This is a genomic window from Bradyrhizobium sp. 1(2017) (assembly GCF_011602485.2).
In the GTDB taxonomy this organism is placed as follows: Bacteria; Pseudomonadota; Alphaproteobacteria; order Rhizobiales; family Xanthobacteraceae; genus Bradyrhizobium.
Genome location: NZ_CP050022.2, coordinates 3,146,450 through 3,162,897 on the forward strand (window position 1 = coordinate 3,146,450; position 16,448 = coordinate 3,162,897).

The 16,448-nt window shown below is 67.2% G+C and carries 15 protein-coding genes; all 15 read right to left on the reverse strand.

Going from position 1 to position 16,448, the window contains the following annotated elements; all coding sequences use genetic code 11:
- Window positions 1-16 precede the first annotated feature (16 nt).
- The 15 genes from HAP40_RS14575 to HAP40_RS14645 are packed head-to-tail and all read right to left on the reverse strand — an operon-like array spanning window position 17 to window position 16,447.
- On the reverse strand, window positions 17-865 hold the full coding sequence (locus HAP40_RS14575; protein WP_166817153.1) for an MBL fold metallo-hydrolase: 849 nt from the start codon (window positions 863-865) through the stop codon (window positions 17-19).
- Between the two features lie 31 nt (window positions 866-896).
- Entirely contained in the window at window positions 897-1,781 is an 885-nt protein-coding gene (locus tag HAP40_RS14580; protein ID WP_166817152.1) for an amidohydrolase family protein, read from the reverse strand.
- Window positions 1,778-2,899, reverse strand: a complete 1,122-nt coding sequence (locus tag HAP40_RS14585) for a vWA domain-containing protein (RefSeq protein WP_166817151.1) — start codon at window positions 2,897-2,899, stop codon at window positions 1,778-1,780. The genes HAP40_RS14580 and HAP40_RS14585 overlap by 4 nt, the downstream gene beginning before the upstream one ends.
- Window positions 2,896-3,777 carry an AAA family ATPase gene (locus tag HAP40_RS14590; protein ID WP_166817150.1) on the reverse strand — a complete coding sequence of 294 codons (882 nt, stop codon included), beginning with the start codon at window positions 3,775-3,777 and terminating at the stop codon, window positions 2,896-2,898. The genes HAP40_RS14585 and HAP40_RS14590 overlap by 4 nt, the downstream gene beginning before the upstream one ends.
- 10 nt (window positions 3,778-3,787) lie before the next feature.
- Window positions 3,788-4,810, reverse strand: a complete 1,023-nt coding sequence (locus HAP40_RS14595) for a xanthine dehydrogenase family protein molybdopterin-binding subunit (RefSeq protein WP_166817149.1) — start codon at window positions 4,808-4,810, stop codon at window positions 3,788-3,790.
- Between the two features lies 1 nt (window position 4,811).
- Window positions 4,812-6,404, reverse strand: coding sequence for a xanthine dehydrogenase family protein molybdopterin-binding subunit (locus HAP40_RS14600; RefSeq protein WP_166817148.1), 1,593 nt, complete (start codon window positions 6,402-6,404; stop codon window positions 4,812-4,814).
- A 9-nt stretch (window positions 6,405-6,413) separates the two neighbouring features.
- Window positions 6,414-6,890, reverse strand: coding sequence for a (2Fe-2S)-binding protein (locus HAP40_RS14605; RefSeq protein WP_166817147.1), 477 nt, complete (start codon window positions 6,888-6,890; stop codon window positions 6,414-6,416).
- 12 nt (window positions 6,891-6,902) lie between these two features.
- On the reverse strand, window positions 6,903-7,721 hold the full coding sequence (locus HAP40_RS14610) for an FAD binding domain-containing protein (protein ID WP_166817146.1): 819 nt from the start codon (window positions 7,719-7,721) through the stop codon (window positions 6,903-6,905).
- Window positions 7,722-7,723: 2 nt separating this feature from the next.
- Window positions 7,724-8,167, reverse strand: coding sequence for an SRPBCC family protein (locus tag HAP40_RS14615; protein WP_166817145.1), 444 nt, complete (start codon window positions 8,165-8,167; stop codon window positions 7,724-7,726).
- 2 nt (window positions 8,168-8,169) lie between these two features.
- Window positions 8,170-8,607, reverse strand: coding sequence for an SRPBCC family protein (locus HAP40_RS14620; protein WP_018643039.1), 438 nt, complete (start codon window positions 8,605-8,607; stop codon window positions 8,170-8,172).
- Window positions 8,608-8,617: 10 nt separating this feature from the next.
- On the reverse strand, window positions 8,618-11,521 hold the full coding sequence (locus HAP40_RS14625; protein WP_166817144.1) for a flotillin family protein: 2,904 nt from the start codon (window positions 11,519-11,521) through the stop codon (window positions 8,618-8,620).
- 25 nt (window positions 11,522-11,546) lie between these two features.
- Complete coding sequence (locus HAP40_RS14630; protein ID WP_166817143.1) at window positions 11,547-12,380, reverse strand: phosphoenolpyruvate hydrolase family protein; 834 nt, start codon at window positions 12,378-12,380, stop codon at window positions 11,547-11,549.
- Window positions 12,381-12,383: 3 nt separating this feature from the next.
- The gene (locus tag HAP40_RS14635) at window positions 12,384-14,597 is read right to left on the reverse strand and encodes an ABC transporter permease (RefSeq protein ID WP_166817142.1); all 2,214 of its coding nucleotides are present in this window, start codon (window positions 14,595-14,597) and stop codon (window positions 12,384-12,386) included.
- On the reverse strand, window positions 14,590-15,372 hold the full coding sequence (locus HAP40_RS14640; RefSeq protein WP_035699142.1) for an ABC transporter ATP-binding protein: 783 nt from the start codon (window positions 15,370-15,372) through the stop codon (window positions 14,590-14,592). Before HAP40_RS14640 ends, HAP40_RS14635 begins: the two co-directional genes overlap by 8 nt.
- On the reverse strand, window positions 15,365-16,447 hold the full coding sequence (locus HAP40_RS14645; RefSeq protein ID WP_166817141.1) for a branched-chain amino acid ABC transporter permease: 1,083 nt from the start codon (window positions 16,445-16,447) through the stop codon (window positions 15,365-15,367). Before HAP40_RS14645 ends, HAP40_RS14640 begins: the two co-directional genes overlap by 8 nt.
- Between the last annotated feature and the right edge of the window lies 1 nt (window position 16,448).

Here is a 16,448-nt window from a genome sequence, read left to right on the forward strand (position 1 = left end):
GTCCTCAGAGATCGCGTCAGGCCGGAAACCAGTTGCGCGGGGGCAGGGACTGCACGATCGGTCCGGGGACCTGGTCATGCAGCCGCCCGACCACATGGCCGCCTTCGATCTTGGCGGGACGATCGTGCACGGGAAGGAGATAGCGCGAGCTGCTCAGCAGCTTCTTGATCGCCGCCTTTTCCGCGCGTTTGCTGGTACCGTGGTTGCCGGTGGTGCGCGGCTCCCAATCGTGGATTTCGTTGAAGGGCGTCACGATCTGGTCGTTGAAATCATAAATCACGTCGCCGCAAATGGTGGCGATGCCGTCGGCGGTCTCGACGATGATGTTCATGGAGCCCTCGGTGTGGGCATTGGCCGCGTCGCAATAGACGCCCGGCATCAGCTCGATCGGGCCGGTGATCTCCAGGTCGAGGAAGCGCAGCGCGCTCTTGGTGTGCAGGCGGTCGATCAGGTGCTTGATGTCGGGCGCAGGATATTGCGGGTGCATCAGGCCGGAGACGGAGTATTCGAGCTCCTTGCGATTGAGGACGACGGTCGTGTTCATCGGAAACAGATCGTCCTTGCCGGCGTGGTCGATGTGCAGATGGGTATGGCAGACGAAGCGGACATCGCCCATGCGCACGCCGTGGCGCGCGAGCTGGTTCTCGATCATGTGCTCATGGTATTGCAGGCCCCGCATGCCCAGCGTCTCCATGATCTGGTTGGAGCGATAGCCGGTGTCGACTACGACCGGATATTTGCCGCCGAGGATCAGGAAGCCCAGGGTGAGGACGCGGCGGGTGCGGCCGCAGTCGCGGCCGAGCACCAGGAAGCTCGATTCCAGCTCGATATCGCCATAGTCCAGGATCTTGATCTCCAGCGCCATTCGTTGCCCTCCCTCGTCTGTTTTTTGTCTGTCAAAGCCGATAGACGCGCGTCGCGGTGGTCCTGAAGATCGCGTCCTGCTGCGCCGGGCTGAACGGTGCGGCCGCAGCGCGAAACGCATCGACGAGCTCGCGATAACTAGTCCATAGCTTCTCGATCGGGAAATTGGAGCCGAACAGACAGCGCTCGGCGCCGAAGATCGCAACTGTGTCGGCGAGCACGGCGGCGATGTGTGCAGGATCGTTGCGATGGATGAAGGTGCCGAGCCCGGAAAGCTTCGACACAACGTTCGGGCAGGCCGCAAGCCGCGCCATGCCGGCGCGCCAGGCGGCGCGGCCTGCAGGCGAGAGGTCCTCCGGCATGCCGGCATGCTGGAGGATGAAGGTCACCTTTGGACAGGCGTCGGCCAGCTCGGCGGCTTCCGGCATCTGCGGGGTGAACACCTGCAAATCGAAGCTCCAGCCATAGTCGGCGAGACGTGCGACGTTGCGGCGGATCATTGGATCGGCACAGAGATCGCGGCGGGCTGCAAAACGGTAGAGCGGGTTCTCGTGCCAGTGCAGCTGCATGCGCACGCCGCGCAGGAGCGGATAACGCTTGAGGCGATCGAGCTGGGGACGGACGTCCTCGACGGCGAAATTGGCGTAGGCGACGATCGCGTGCGGCCAGCCGCGCTCGTCGGCGGTCTGCTGCACCCAGGCGGCCTCGTCCTCGAAACGGTCGTTGGCCCAGTTGGTCTGCACATAGACCGAGCGTGTGACGCCGGTGCCCTTGAGATCGTCGAGATATTCCTGGATCGGATAATCGCGCCGGATCGGCTCGTAGGGACCGAAGATCCGCGGCTGCATGGGGCCGATCAACCAGGGAAGGTCGGCCTGCCGCCAGATATGATGATGTCCGTCGACAATATCGGTCACGCCGCTCTCCTTCTTCCCAACACCAGAATATGCGCCACGATCGACGCGCTCGAGCCGCCATCCACGAGGTCATCGACGAAGCGCTCGATGGCGACGAGCGCCTCCGTCTGGGGGCGGAAGGCCGGGCTTGTGGCGAGCGGTGTCAGCCAGCTCAGACGCCAGGCCCGGCGCGACAGCTTCGCGACGGCATCGCGAAGCGCGTCGGGTTCGCCGCGTTCGAGCCCATCGGAGACGACGATCACGGCGGCGCCGCGCGCGTAACCGCCGAAGCGGGGAACAGCGAGAAACGCCTGCAGCGCGTCGCCGATGCGGGTGCCGCCGTCCCAGTCGCTGACGAGGTGGGCGGCCGCGTTCAACGCCTGCTCGCGACGCTTCATCCGCAACGGGCGGGTGATCCGCGTCAGCCGCGTGCCGAAAGTGAAGACCTCGACACTGGGGGCCGCCTGCACCAGCGCATGCGCGAGCTTCATGTTCTCCTCGGTGCGGCTCTTCATCGAACCCGAGACGTCGATCAGCAGCAATATCTTGCGTGGCCGCTGCCGCCGCTTGAGCTGACCGAGCCGCAGGATCTCGCCGTCGCTGCGGACGGTGTCGCGCAAGGTGCGGCGAAGGTCGGCAAAAGGTCCGCGGCGGGCGCGCATGCGCCGGTGGCCGCGCCGCCGTGGCAGACGTCGCGGCGCTTCGCGTGCCAGGCGGCGTAGCGCGTCCAGGGTCGGCGTGGCCCCGAAGCGGCGCTCGACCAGGGCCTCGCTTCGGGTCGCGGTGAGTCCGGACTCGCTCGCCTCGTCGGAGAGCAGGGGCTCCTCGTCGCCGCGGCCCTCTTCCTGGAGCCGGACCGTCTCGTCGTCCTCCCCCTCGTCGTCGCGCGTAATCGCCTCGCTGCCGCGGAAGTGGAGATCGAACAGCCGGTCGAAGGTGGCGCGACGTTCGGGCGGCGGAGCCAGCGTCGCCAGTGCAGCTTGTCGGATATCCGCGAGGCTGCCGGGGCCGAGCAGCTCGATCGCCGCCAGGAACGTCGTGGTCTGCTCAGGCGCCACGGCAAAGCCGTTCGCGCGCAGCAGTGGAACGAAGGCTACGAAGACGCGCGCGGCGCGCGGGAGCTGCGGCTCGGTGCTCATGCGGTCGCCTCCGCCAGCATCGCATCGAGCCGCGGCGAGATGAAGTGAAGGTCCTCCTCGTCCTTCAGCGCCACGCCGATCGACCGCTTGAATGCGTCCGGCCACCGCGCGCCGCCCTTGTGAAGGAGCGTCGCCGCCTCGGCCCAGTCGACGGCCTCGGCGATCCCCGGCGCCTTGCTCAGCGGCTCGCGGCGCAGCCTTTCGACGGCTGAGACGACCGCGCGGGCCGTGGCTTCAGCCACGCTGGAAGCGCGCATCATGATGATTCGCGCTTCGCGCTCAGCGGTCGGATAGTCGATCCAGTGATAGACGCAGCGGCGGCGCAGGGCTTCATGCAGGTCGCGCGTCCGGTTCGAGGTCAGCACGACCACGGGGCGCTCCGCCGCGCGCACGGTGCCGCGCTCGGGAATCGAGATCTGGAAGTCGGAGAGGAATTCGAGCAGGAACGCCTCGAACTCCTGGTCGGCGCGGTCGATTTCGTCGATCAGCAGCACAGTGGAATCGGGCGCACGGAGCGCCGCCAGCATCGGCCGCTCGATCAGGAACGTCTCGCCGTAGATGTCGATGCCCTCGTCACCGGCCTGGCGGATCGCCAGCATCTGGCGCGGGTAGTTCCATTCGTAGAGCGCAGCGGACGCGTCGATGCCCTCATAGCATTGCAGGCGGATGAGGCGGCGGCCGAGCACGGCGGCGATCGCCTTGGCCGCTTCAGTCTTGCCGACGCCCGGCGCGCCCTCCAGCAGCAGCGGCTTGCCGAGGGCAAGGCCGAGATAGGCGGCGGTCGCGAGGCCCTCGTCGGCGAGGTAATAGGCCGCGCGCAGCGCCTTCCCCAGCGCCTCCGGGCTGTCGATGCCGACGATGTTGCTGCGAACCGCCACGGCCGATCCTCTAGCGCCGCGCCTGCGGCCGCGCGCCGCCTTGCGCCTTGATCGCGCGCAGCACCTTTTCGGGGGTGATCGGCAGCTCGTCGATGCGCACGCCGACCGCGTTGAAGATCGCGTTCGCAACGGCCGGGAGGACGGGGTTGGCGCACATCTCGCCGGGGCCTTTCCCCCCGAACGGACCATCAGGGGCAGGCCGCTCAAGCACTGCGATATCGTGCGGGCAGATGTCGCCGGGGCCCGGCATCAGATATTCGACGAAGTCGCGGGGGCCGTGAGCGGGATCGGGATAATACGGCTCCGGCGTTTCGTAGAGCGCGTGGCTGACGCCCATCCAGGCGCCGCCGACCAGTTGCTGCTCGACGAGACGCGGGTTGAGCGCACGGCCGAGTTCATAGGCGGAGTCCATGCGGACCATCGCGACCTCGCCGGTCTCATCATCCACCTCGACCTCGGCAACGAGGCAGGCATGGGCATAGCAGGTCGCCGGCGACATCTCGCCGGTTTCGGGATCGACGTTGGAGAGCGGCACCAGGAAGATGCCACGACCGGAGATGGTCTTGCCCTGCTTGAATTGCGCGGCGATGGCGACGTCCTTGGTCGAGATCGAGCGATGGGGCGCGCCCTTGACGTGAATGTTCCCGCGCCCGTCGGTGTCGAGATCGGCGGCGTTGACCTCCAGTTCCTCGGCCGCCGCCTCCATCATCACGCCGCGCGCTTCGCGGGCGGCAGCCATTACGGCATTGCCGACCCGATGTGTGCCGCGCGAGGCGAACGAGCCCATGCAGTGCGGGCCGGTGTCGGAGTCCGCCGTGTCGACATAGACGTCCTCGACGGGGACGCCGAGCGTCTCGGCGCAGATCTGCCGCGTCACCGATTTCATGCCCTGGCCGAGATCGATCGACGACAGCGCCACAGTGAACTTGCCGCTTGGATTGGAGTGAACCAGCGCCTGGCTGGGATCCCCGCCGAGGTTCATGCCGATGGGATAGTTGATCGACGCCATGCCGCGTCCGCGATGCCTCGTCATCTCAGCGTCTCCTGGTGCCGAACACGGACGAGAACCGGGTCGCGCCGTGCGATGGGGCGGCCGGGCGCGGCGGCGGGGGTGGCGGTGCTGGCGGCGGCGGCTCGCGCGGCGGTTCCCGCGTCGCGCTCACCGGCGCGCGATCATAAGTCGTGCGCTGCTGTACAGGCGCGGCGGGCCGGCTACGCGAATCCGTCGGGGTCGGCGGGATCGCGGCGCGGCTGCCGCCGCCATCCTTGCGGGAGGAGGCACGCCTGAACTCGTCGCGGATCGGCCACTTGGCCTTTTCGGCGGCAACCTGAACGCATTCGATCAGTGCCGTGTTCTTGGCCTCGCGGCGATGGGCCTTCATGTCGCCGTCGCGATAGGCGTTGAGGATGCGAAACTCCATCGGATCCATGCCGACGAGGTTTGCGAGCTTGTCCATCTGACACTCGATGGCAAAGTCCATCGCGGTAACGCCGAAGCCGCGCATCGCGGTTGCCGGCGTGCGGTTGGTGAAGACGCAATAGACGTCACCGTGCACGTTCGGAATGGTGTAGGGACCGGGCAGATGCGCAGCGCACTTCACGGCGGCATAGCTGGATAGTCGCGTGTAAGCGCCGCTGTCGAAATAGGCGCGGATCTTGCGCGCGACGATGCGGCCGTCGCGCATGACGCCGTCCTTGATGTAGATGCGTTCGGCGCCACGCGGCGGGCCGTATTGCATCTCCTCCTCGCGCCCGAACACGTAGCGGACGGGACGCCCGGTCAGCATTGCGCCGAGAATCGCGAGCGGTTCGGTCAGGGTATCCACCTTGCCGCCGAAGCCGCCGCCGACGGTGCCGCCGATGAAATGGAAGGTGTTGGAGGGGACGTCGAGGATCTTGGCGCAGGTGTCGACTGAGAAGAACAGCGCCTGGGTCGAGGTGTAGACGACGTAGCGGCCATTGGTGTCGGGCGCGGCAATCGCGCCATTGGTCTCGGTCGGCGCATGCTCGATCGGCGACATCTGGTAGCGCTGTTCCAGCACGTGGTCGGCACTGCCGAGCGCTGCATCGGCGTCGCCGAACCGCAAACGCTGGTGATCGTAGACGTCGTGATAGATGAAGGCGTTCTTCGGATAGGTCTCGTTGACCACGGGCGCCCCGGGCTTGAGCGCGTCCTCGACGTCGAACACGGTCGGCAGCGGCTCGTAATCGACCTTGACCTTTGCAATGGCCTCGAAGGCCTCACGTTCGCTGTCGGCGACGATGGCGAGGATCGGCTCGCCCTTGTAGCGGACCTTGTCGACGGCCAGCGACGGCTCGTCGTCCTTGCCGAAATTGATCAGGCTGAGAAGCGTGTTGAGATTGACCGGAACATCGCTGCCGCGGATGATCCGGCGTACGCCGGCAGAGCGTTCTGCGTCCGTGGTATCGATGCGGCGCAGCCTTGCATGGGCCTGGGTCGAGCGAACGACCTTCAGGTGCAGCATGCCCTGGAGCATATGATCGTTGAAATAGCTCGACGTGCCCGTGATGTGGCCGAGCATGTCCTGGCGCTGTGTGCCCTTGCCGATCTCCTTGAGATTGTCGTCGCGCTCGTCGGCGAAGATGTCCTTGCGTAACTCGAGCATGGTTTGACCTCAGGCGCTGGCCCGGCCGCCGGCGGCGGCGAGGATGGCATTGATGATCGGCTCGTAGCCGGTGCAGCGGCAGATGTTGCCGGAGATTGCTTCAATCACGTCGGCCCGGCTCGGGGAGGGATTGCGGTCGAGCAGCGCCTTTGCGGCCATCAGCATGCCCGGCGTGCAATAGCCGCACTGGGCGGCAAAATGATCGGCGAACGACCGCTGCAGCGGATGCAGATTCGGGCCTTGCTTCATGCCATCCAGTGTTTCGACGGAACGGCCGGCAACGGCCTCGGCCAGCGTCAGGCAGGAGAGGTGGATTTCTCCGTCAACCAGAACGCTGCAGGCGCCGCAGCCCCCCTGGCCGCAGCCGAATTTCGGCGTCATGTCGCCGATCAATTCGCGCAGCGCGACCAGCAGGTTGGTGCCGCCATCGACGAAGATCGCGACGTCGCGGCCGTTATGACGAAATTGCAGAGGCGTCTTGGACATGGCGGTCCCTGTCTATTCCTGGCCGGACAGCAGACGGCGCAGATGCACGCCGACAATCTCGCGGCGGTACCAGGCGCTGCTGAGCGCGTTGTCGGATGGCGATGTTCCCTCGGACGCTGCGGATGCGGCCGCCGCGATGGTCGCGGCATCCAGCGAGCGGCCTTCGAGCGCACGTTCCGCTCCCTTGGCACGGATCTGGGTCGGCGCCATCGAGCCCAGCGCGATCCGGGCGCCGGCAATGCGGCCGCCGCTGACCGGCAGATGTGCGGCCAGCGTGATGACCGAGCCACCTTTCGGCTTGATGCGGGCCACCTTGCGATAACGAAAGGCCTCAGCGCTCGCCGGTCGGGTGCAGGAGACCGAGAGCACCAGCGCGCCGGACTGCCGCTCGCGCGATTGCAGGAACTCCTCGATCGCGACGTCACGGGCGCCGAAGCTGCCTTGCACCGCGACCGTTGCGTCGAGCGCCAGCAGCGCCACGGTGAAATCGCCGTAGGGGTTCGGCGCGAAGAGATTGCCGCCGACCGTGCCCATGTTGCGCACGGCGGGGCCTCCGATCGAACGGGCGGGTGCGTGCAGGAAGGCGAGGTCGCGTTCGGCGAGGACGCGCGCGAAGCTGACGCCGGCTCCCAGCGTGACGCGCGGGCCCGACGCGTCGATCCGGGTCAGCGCCTGGTCGCTGGCGCGAACGATGGTCGATACCGACACGTCGCCCTCGTTGAGCGCCCGCATCACCAGCGTGCCGCCGCCGAGATAGCGGGCGCTGCGATCCGAAGATAATGCCCCGGCGGCCTCGCCGGCACTGGCAAAGGTTTTCACCGTTACAGCCATGGCTAGGCGACCTCCTTCAGGTGGCGGCGGATTGCCTCGAATCCGGCCTGGTAGATGTCTTCCGCGACCATATGGGTGATGCGGTCCTTGTCCTCAGGTCTGGTGGTGAAGCGCGATTCCCAATGCCAGAAGGTGCGGTCGCCGTCGGTCACCGGCAACAGGCGGACATGAGCGACGTAGTTGAACATCGGCACCGGCGTATCGAGCAGGCAATAGCTGAAGGATTGTTCGAGGTCGGAGAGCGCGAGCAATTGCTCGCGCAGCTCGGAACCATCCCTGAGCTTGAAGCGCCTGACGCAGCCGATCTTGTCGGCGGATTGCGCGCGCTCGATCGAGGAGGTCGCGACCGCCGGATGCCAGCGGTCGTGGCCGTTGAAATCCCGCAGCACGCTCCACGCCGCGTCCGTCGGGGCGTCCAAGATCGTGCTCTTGACGATATGCGGCACGCCTAGCCTCCGAACACGCGCTTCAGGGCGTCGAAGCCGCCCTGAAAGACGCCGCCGCCGATATTGCTGACGAGCTCGGTTTCCCGCTCGGGCGCGCAGTCGAATTCGGCGGTCCATTCCATGAAGGTCTGGTCGCCGTCGGTGACCGGCGTCAGCCGCAGCGTCGCGACGTAGTTCTCGACGCCCATTGGCGATTCCAGGATCGAATAGGTGCAGAACATGTCGTAGTCGGAGAGGCCAAGCAGCTTCTCGCGGATGCGGTCGCCATTGCGCAGGCGGAAATCCCTGACGCAGCCGATCTTGTCGGAGGGCTCGCCGCCCTCGATGCGGCTTTCGGCGATGGCGGGATGCCAGTTCGGCAGGCCGTTGAAGTCGCGCACCCGCGCCCAGACGCGGTCGTTGCGGGCGTTGACGACGGTAGAGACGTAGACGCGGGCCATGGTTCAGACCTCAGCTCTTCTTTCGCGGCCCGCGCTCGGCCGGTGGCTCGCCACCCTCGGCTGCAGGCGGGGAGGCCGCGGGCTTGTCGCCGCCACCGCCGCTCTTGCGTGCGGAATCCTTGATGCCTTGCATGTCGCGGGCCTCGCGGATCAAGCCCGGCATTTTGGCGAGACTGCCGCCCTCGACGCCGATGTCGGACAGGATGGAGTCGATCAGCGGCGCCTGGACCCGGTAGCGCAGCGCCGAATCGATCACCTCGTCGGTGGCGCTGCGGCCGCCGTTGCCGCCATGCCCATTGCCGTTGAGGCCGTCGACCTGGAGAATGCGGATGCCCTCGATCTTTTCCATCGGCTTGACGCTCTCGCGGACGATGCCCTCGATGCGGTCGAGCAGCTTTCTGCGGAACAGCGAGTAGCGCGCCTGGTCGGTGAGCACGTTCTCGGCCTCGTTGAGCATCCGCTGCGCCTCGGCCTCGACCGCGGCGCGGACGCGCTCGGCCTCCGCGGCGATGCGGGTTTCCTCGGCCTGTTTCTCGGCGAGCAGCACCTCGACGGTCTTGCGGCGCTTGGCGATTTCGCTTTCGCGCGCCGTCACCACGCGCTCGGCGGCTTCGGTCGCTCGTATCCGCGCTTCTTCTGCGGCGGCGCGGGCTGCCGACTCCTCCAGCGACTTCTGATGGATGGCGATGGCCTTCTCCATCAGCACCGTCTCGACGTCCTTCTCGCGGTTGACCTCGAGCTTGCGCAGCTCGCGCTCGCGGCCGACGCGGGCTTCGTCGAGGCCGCGGTCCGAGGCGATGCGCGCGCGCTCGACCTCCTCGCGGGAGGCGATCTCGGCTTCCTGCAGGGATTGCACGCGGGCGACCTCGAGCTGCTCGATGGCGCGGCGGCGTTCGATGCGGGCAGCCTCCAGCGCCTGCTCGCGCGAGACGTCGGTGGTCTCGACCTCCTTGCGCGCGACGATCTCGGCCTGCCGGACCTGGCGGTCGGCGTCGATCCGCTCGGACTTCTTGGTTGACAGTGCGATGACGCGGTCCTCGTCGGCGATCTCGATCGCCTTCTTCTGCTCGATGTTGAGCACCTCGCGCTTCTTGGAGGAGTTGATGCGCTCGGCCTCCAGCGCCAGGTCGACCGTGATGCGCTGGCGTTCGATGGCGTCGCGCCGCTTCAATTCGGCCGCCTCCAGGACGCCGGTCCGCTCGATTTCGAGCGAACGCGTGTCGCGTTCGGCCTGGATGCGTTCGGCCGCAACCGCCTTCTCCTGGGCGATGCGGGCCGCCTCGATCGCCTCGCGCGAGGCGATATCGGCTTCCTCGACGGCGCGGTTGCGGGCGATCTCCAGCGAGCGCACGCGCTCCTCCTGCGCGATGCGCGAGGCTTCCGTGGTCTCGCGCGCGGTGATGCCGGCGACGTCGAGCGCCTGGTTGCGCTCGATTTCCAGTTGCCGCGTGTTCTGCTCGGCGGCGATCCGTTCGGCGGCGAGCGTCCGCTCGCGGGCGATGCGGGCGGCTTCGACCGCGCGCTGCGCCTCGATCTCGGCCTCCTGGATGGTTCGCACCTGCTGGATCTCCAGCGCGCGAGTCCGCTCGTCCGAGGAGATGCGTTCGACATTGACGATCAGCGTCTGGGCGATGCGGGCCTTCTCGGTGGCCTCGCGCGCGGCGATCTCGGCCTCGTCGACCGCACGCGTGCGCTCGATCTCGCGGCGCCTCGTCTCCTCCTCGTTGGCGATGCGGGCATCCGTGACGACACGATCCTGCTGGATCCGCGCCTTCTCGATGGCTTCGCGCGCGGCGATCTCGGCTTCCTCGACCGTGCGCATCCGCTCGATCTCACGCTGGCGGACCTCACGCTCCGAAGCGATGCGGGTGGTGTCGATCGAGCGCTGGTTGGCGATCCTGGTCTTCTCGATCTCCTCGCGCGCCAGCAGCTCCTTCTCCTCGATGGTGCGGGTCCGCTCGATCTCCTTCTGGCGTGTCTCGCGCTCGGAGGCGATGCGAGCCTCCGCGATCGCCTGGTCGTTGGCGATGCGGGCGCGCTCGATGGCCTCGCGGGCGGAGATCTGCGCCTGTTCGGCCTCGGTCTCGCGCAGCGCCCGTTCGCGGGCCACTTCCGTGCGCTGCAGCGCGCGGCGCATCTCAATGTCGCGTTCCTGCTCCAGGCGCGCGGTCTCGCTCTCGCGCTCGATCTCCAGCGCCTGCCGCTCGGCTTCGAGATTGCGGGTGCGGATCTTGATCATCGAGTCCTGCTCGATGTCGTTGCGCAGCTTGCGCCGGGCTTCGATGTCCTCCATCAGCCGCGTCAAGCCCTCGGCGTCGAAGCGGTTCGAGGGGTTGAAGAACTCGAGATCGGTCTGGTCGAGATCGGTGATCGCGACGGATTCCAGCTCGAGGCCGTTCTGGGCGAGGGCCTCGGCGGCATTGGTCTTGACCCGTGCGACATAGTCGCCGCGCCGCTCGTGCATCTCCTCCATGGTCATTTCGGAGGCGACCGAGCGGATCGCGGAGATGAATTTGCCGGCCAGCAGTGCATGCAGCTGTCCGGGTTCCATGGTGCGGCGGCCGAGCGTCGCCGCGGCGATCGAGACGGCCTCGCGGGTCGGCTGCACGCGGACATAGAAGTCGGCCTCGATATCGACGCGCATGCGGTCGCGCGTGATCACGGCATCCTGCCTGGAGCGGACGATGCCCATCGGCAGCACGTTCATGTTGACCGGCGTGTAGTCATGGATGAACGGGAGCACGAAGGCGCCGCCGTTGATCACCACGCGTTCGCCGAGGAAGCCGGTGCGGACGAACGAAGTCTCCTTGGAGGAGCGATGGTAGAGCCAGTTCACGATGTAGACGCCAACCACGATCACGACGATCGCGACGATCAGCCAGAGGATCAATTCACCGATCAGATTCCCCGACATCTTTCCCTCCCTCGTACCTTCGGCGTTACCGCGCGCCGATCGCCTTGAATTGACGCACCTGTTCCGTCAGCGCCCGCTCCACGGGCAGCCGCTCCATCGAGGAGGCGCCGTAGAAGCCATGGCAATGGCGGGTGTTCTTCATGATGAAATTTGCGTCGGCGGGATCGGCGATCGGACCGCCATGCGCCAGCACCAGGATATCCGGATTGACGCTGAGCGCGGCGGACGCCCAGGTGTCGATCTGGGCGGGGCAGTCCTTGAGCTTCGGAGCGGTCTGCGCGCCGATCGAGCCGCCGGTGGTCAGGCCCATGTGACAGACGATGATGTCGGCGCCGGCGATCGCCATCGCAGCGGCTTCCTTCTCGCTGAAGACATAGGGCGTCGTCAGCATGTCCTTGTCGTGCGCCTTGGCGATCATGTCGATCTCCAGCGCATAGGACATCCCGGTCTCTTCGAGATTGGCGCGGAAGGTGCCGTCGATCAGGCCGACGGTCGGAAAGTTCTGGACGCCGGCAAATCCGAGCGCCTTCAGCTGGTCGAGAAACACGTCCATGTCGCGGAACGGATCGGTGCCGTTGACCCCGGCGAGCACCGGCGTCCTGGTGACCACGGGCAGCACTTCGTTCGCCATTTCGAGCACGATGGCATTGGCATCACCGTAAGCCATCAGGCCCGCGAGCGAGCCGCGGCCGGCCATTCGATAGCGGCCGGAATTGTAGATGACGATCAGGTCCACCCCGCCGGCCTCTTCGCATTTTGCCGACAGCCCCGTGCCGGCGCCGCCACCGACGATCGGCTCGCCGCGGCGCGCCATATCGCGAAACCGCTTCAGCAGAGCTGCGCGTTCAAACCTCGCCATCGGTCACCTCGCTAGTCTCCGCCGCACACCCGTGCGACCGAACAGGATTCGGAACGCACCGACGATGGCGGCGGCAAAGTCGGGATCGTTGATGTTCTTGGGGATACGAATGAGCTGACGATTGCCGGTCTGCCGCACGGTGCGCTCCAACGTGCGGAACAGCGCCGCGTCGGCGTCGGGGTCCCAGAATGGCTGGCCGCGCGCATCGAGCGCGGAAACGCCGCCCTCTGGCAGGAAGAAGCGCACGGGGCCATCCATCTGGTTGAGCCGTTCGCCGATCCAGCGGCCCATGCGCTCGTTCTCTTCGGCCGTCGTCCGCATCAGCGTCACCTGCGGATTGTGGACGTGGAGTTTGCGGCCGCGATAGCGTTCGGGAATGGTCTCCGGCGCGCCAAAATTGACCATGTCGAGCGCGCCCACCGAGCCGACATAGGGCAGGCGGCTGCGAATGATCGCGCCGAAGCGGTCGTCCGTCGCGGGAAACACGCCGCCCATCAGCAGGTCGCAGATCTCGGTTGTGGTCAGGTCGATCACGCCGGCGAGCTGGCCGGACTCGACGAGCTTCTCCATGGAACGGCCGCCGACGCCGGTGGCGTGGAAGACCAGGCACTCGAAATCGTCGCGCAGCTCGGCCGCGATCTTCTGCACGGCCGGTGTCGTGACCCCGAACATGGTGATGCCGACCGAAGGCAGCCCGGCGCCGGCCGTTCGCTCCCTGGCCTCGCGCCCTTCGATCCGCGCCTTGACCATGCCGGCGATCGCATGGGCACCGTTGGCCAGCACCGCCCGCGAGATCGCGTTCAGCCCCTGCACGTCGGTGACCGAGTACATCATCGTGATGTCGGCCGGTCCGACATAGGGCCCGACATCGCCGGAGGCGACGGAGGAGATGATCAGCTTGGGCACGCCGACGGGAAGCGTGCGCATGCCCGGGGCGACCAGCGAGGCGGCGCCGGAGCCGCCGGCCGAAATCACGCCTGCGACATTGCCCTGGCGCCGCAGCCAGCTGGCAAACGCATCTGCCATGGCGGTCACGGCCGCCCCGCGATCCGGGCCGAACACGGCGGAGCCGCCGCGACCGTGGTTGAGGGCGATCTCCTGCGCGGAGACATCGCAGGATGAATGCCTGCCGCTGGTCGAAACATCGACCAGCCGCGTGCGCAGGCCGCTTTCCGCGATGATGTCGCGGATGAAGCGCAGCTCCTGGCCTTTGGTGTCGAGCGTGCCGACGACCAGCACGACGGGTGGCCCGGAGGCCTGCGTCGTTGTCGGCTCGCGCTTGCGCCGCGCGGTCTCGTCGAGCCGCGCGACCTGCGTCGAGAGGGTACGCGCGGCCGCTTCGATGCGGGCGATCGGCACCGGCTGCGACCATCTTGTCGGGAGGGTCGGGTTGGAGATGTAGATTCGGACCGGGCCGTCGCGGCGGACCGCCGGTGCCGGCTTGGCTTCGGCGCCCGGTGCGGCGACGTCGATATCCGGCTCGAGCTCGGCGTGAAGCCCGACGCCGAGCAGTCGCTGCTGGAGCTCGCGGTCGGCGGCGAGGCGCGCGGAGTCGATGATGCGGTTGATGCGGCCGTTGACCATGATCGCGACGTTGCGCGAGATCGCGGTGGCAACGCCGATGTTCTGCTCGATCACGAGCACGGACATGTCGCCGTCCTCCCCCAAGCGCAGCAGCATCTCCTCGACCTGCGCCACGATGACGGGCGCGAGGCCTTCGGTCGGCTCGTCCATGATCAGGAGCTGCGGATTGGTGAGCAGCGCGCGCGAGATCGCCAGCATCTGCTGCTCGCCGCCGGAGAGCTGGCCGCCTCCATGGTCCTTGCGCTCGGCCAGACGCGGAAAGGTCTCGTAGATGCGCTCGACCGTCCAGGCGCCGGGCCGCATGCCGCCGGCGAGCCGCAGATGCTCGTCGACGCTGAGCGAGCGCCAGAGGCGGCGGCCCTGCGGCACATAGCCGACACCGAGCCGGGCGATCTGGGCCGGCGGCCGCCGCGTGATGTCCTCGCCGCGGACGCGGATCGAGCCGCCACTCACGGCAACCAGCCCCATGATCGCCTTGCAGAGCGTCGTCTTGCCCATGCCGTTGCGGCCGACCACGGAGAAGACGCCGCCCTCCAGCGTGAGATCGACCCCCTGCAGCGCGTGCGAATGGCCATAGTAGACGTCGAGGCCGCGGACCTCGAGCGCTGCGCTGGTGCGGCGGGCCTCATTCATGGCCGCCTCCAAGATATAGCTCCTGGACTTCCGGGTCGGACTGGATCTCCTGCGGCAGGCCTTCCTTGAACACGCGGCCGTTGTGCATCATCGTGACGCTCTCGACGACGCGCAAGGCGACGTCCATGTCGTGCTCGATGATGATGTAGCCGATATGCGCCGGCAGCGAGGTCAGGATTTCGATCAGCTCGGCGCGTTCTGTCGGCGACAGGCCTGCGGCCGGTTCATCGAACAGGACGAAGCGCGGCGCGCCGGCGAGCGCGAGCGCGATCTCGAGCTGGCGCTGCTGGCCGTGCGCGAGCTCGGCCACGCGCTGGTCCTTCACGGCGGAAAGATGCACGGCCTGCACGAGATTGTCGGCCGCATGCATCAGGGCATCGTTCTGTCCCGGGCGCAGGAACGAGAAGCGCCCGCGCGAGACGCCACGGCAGGCGAGATAGACGTTGTCCTGCACGGTGAGGCCGGGGAACAGCGCCGAGATCTGGTAGGTCCGGCGCAGCCCGCGTCGGATGCGCTCATAGGGCGGGAAATGCGTGACGTCCTCGCCAAAGAAGCGGATGGTGCCGGAGGAGGGCGGGAAATCGCCGGTAATGCAGTTGAACAGCGTGGTCTTGCCGGCACCGTTGGAGCCGAGCACGGCCCGCCGCTCGCCGGGACGCACGGTGATGGTGACGTCGGTCAGCGCGGCGAGTGCGCCGAACAATCGCGTCACGCCGCGCAGCTCCAGCGCAGCGCCGGCACCGACGGCGGAGAGGCGCTGGGCGACGCTATCCATGACTGCGCCCTCCGGGGGATCGGTCGGCGCCGCGGCGCTGACGCTGGCGCCAGCGCTGCCACAGGCCAATGACGCCATCCGAAGACCAGAACACGATGGCGAGGAAACCGAGCCCGATCAACAGGCGGAAGCGGTTGCCGTCGAGCCCGAGCCTGACCAGGAAGTCGAGCGCGAAGGTACGCAGCAGCACGAAGATCAGCGCACCGATGAAGGGGCCGATCGGGCGTGTGATGCCGCCGACGACGGCGATGATCAGCACGTCGATGCAGGCGCCGACGCTGACCGAGCCCGGCGAGATCTGGCGGTAGTTCCAGACCTGGAGCACGCCGGCCAGCGCGGCCACGAAGGAGGCAAAGGCATAGGCGGCGACGCGATGCGCATTGACGTTGAAGCCGAGCGCGGCCATGCGCCGCGGATTGTCGCGCACGCCCTGGAGAGCCAGGCCGAAGGGCGCGCGCGAGAGATATTCGACTGCGAAGTAACAGAGCGCGGCGACCGCGAGCACGACGTAATAGAAGGGAATGTCGGCGCGCCAGTTCACGCCCCAGAAATGCGGCGTGGCCACGGTGTTGATGCCGGTATGGCCGTTGAAGATCGCCCAGTTCTGGTTGGTGAAATAATAGAACGCCGCGCCGATCGCGAGCGTGATCATGATGGTGTAGATGCCTTCGGTGCGCACCGCGAGCGCGCCGCCGAGGGTGCCGAAGGCGGTCGCCAGCGCCAGCGCCATCGGCACCGCGAGCCACCACGGCCAGCCCAGGCTGATATTGGCGTTGCCGCTGACGCCGAACACGGCGACCATATAGGCCGAGAAGCCGGCGATGGTGAGCTGCATCAGGCTGACCATGCCGCCATAGCCGGCGAGGAACATCAGGCTCAGCGCCATGGTGCCGAGGATCAAGGTGGAGGCGAAGATCTCGATCAGGAAGAAGCCGTTGGCGATCAGCGGCATGATCACGAGAATGACCGCGACGATCCAGGCCGCGGGATGGTTGATCTCCGGCCACGTCCGCGCCGGGCGCTGCGCCATGGTGGCGGGCTGCAGGGTAACGCGGCTATCGTGGGCGAGCGACATC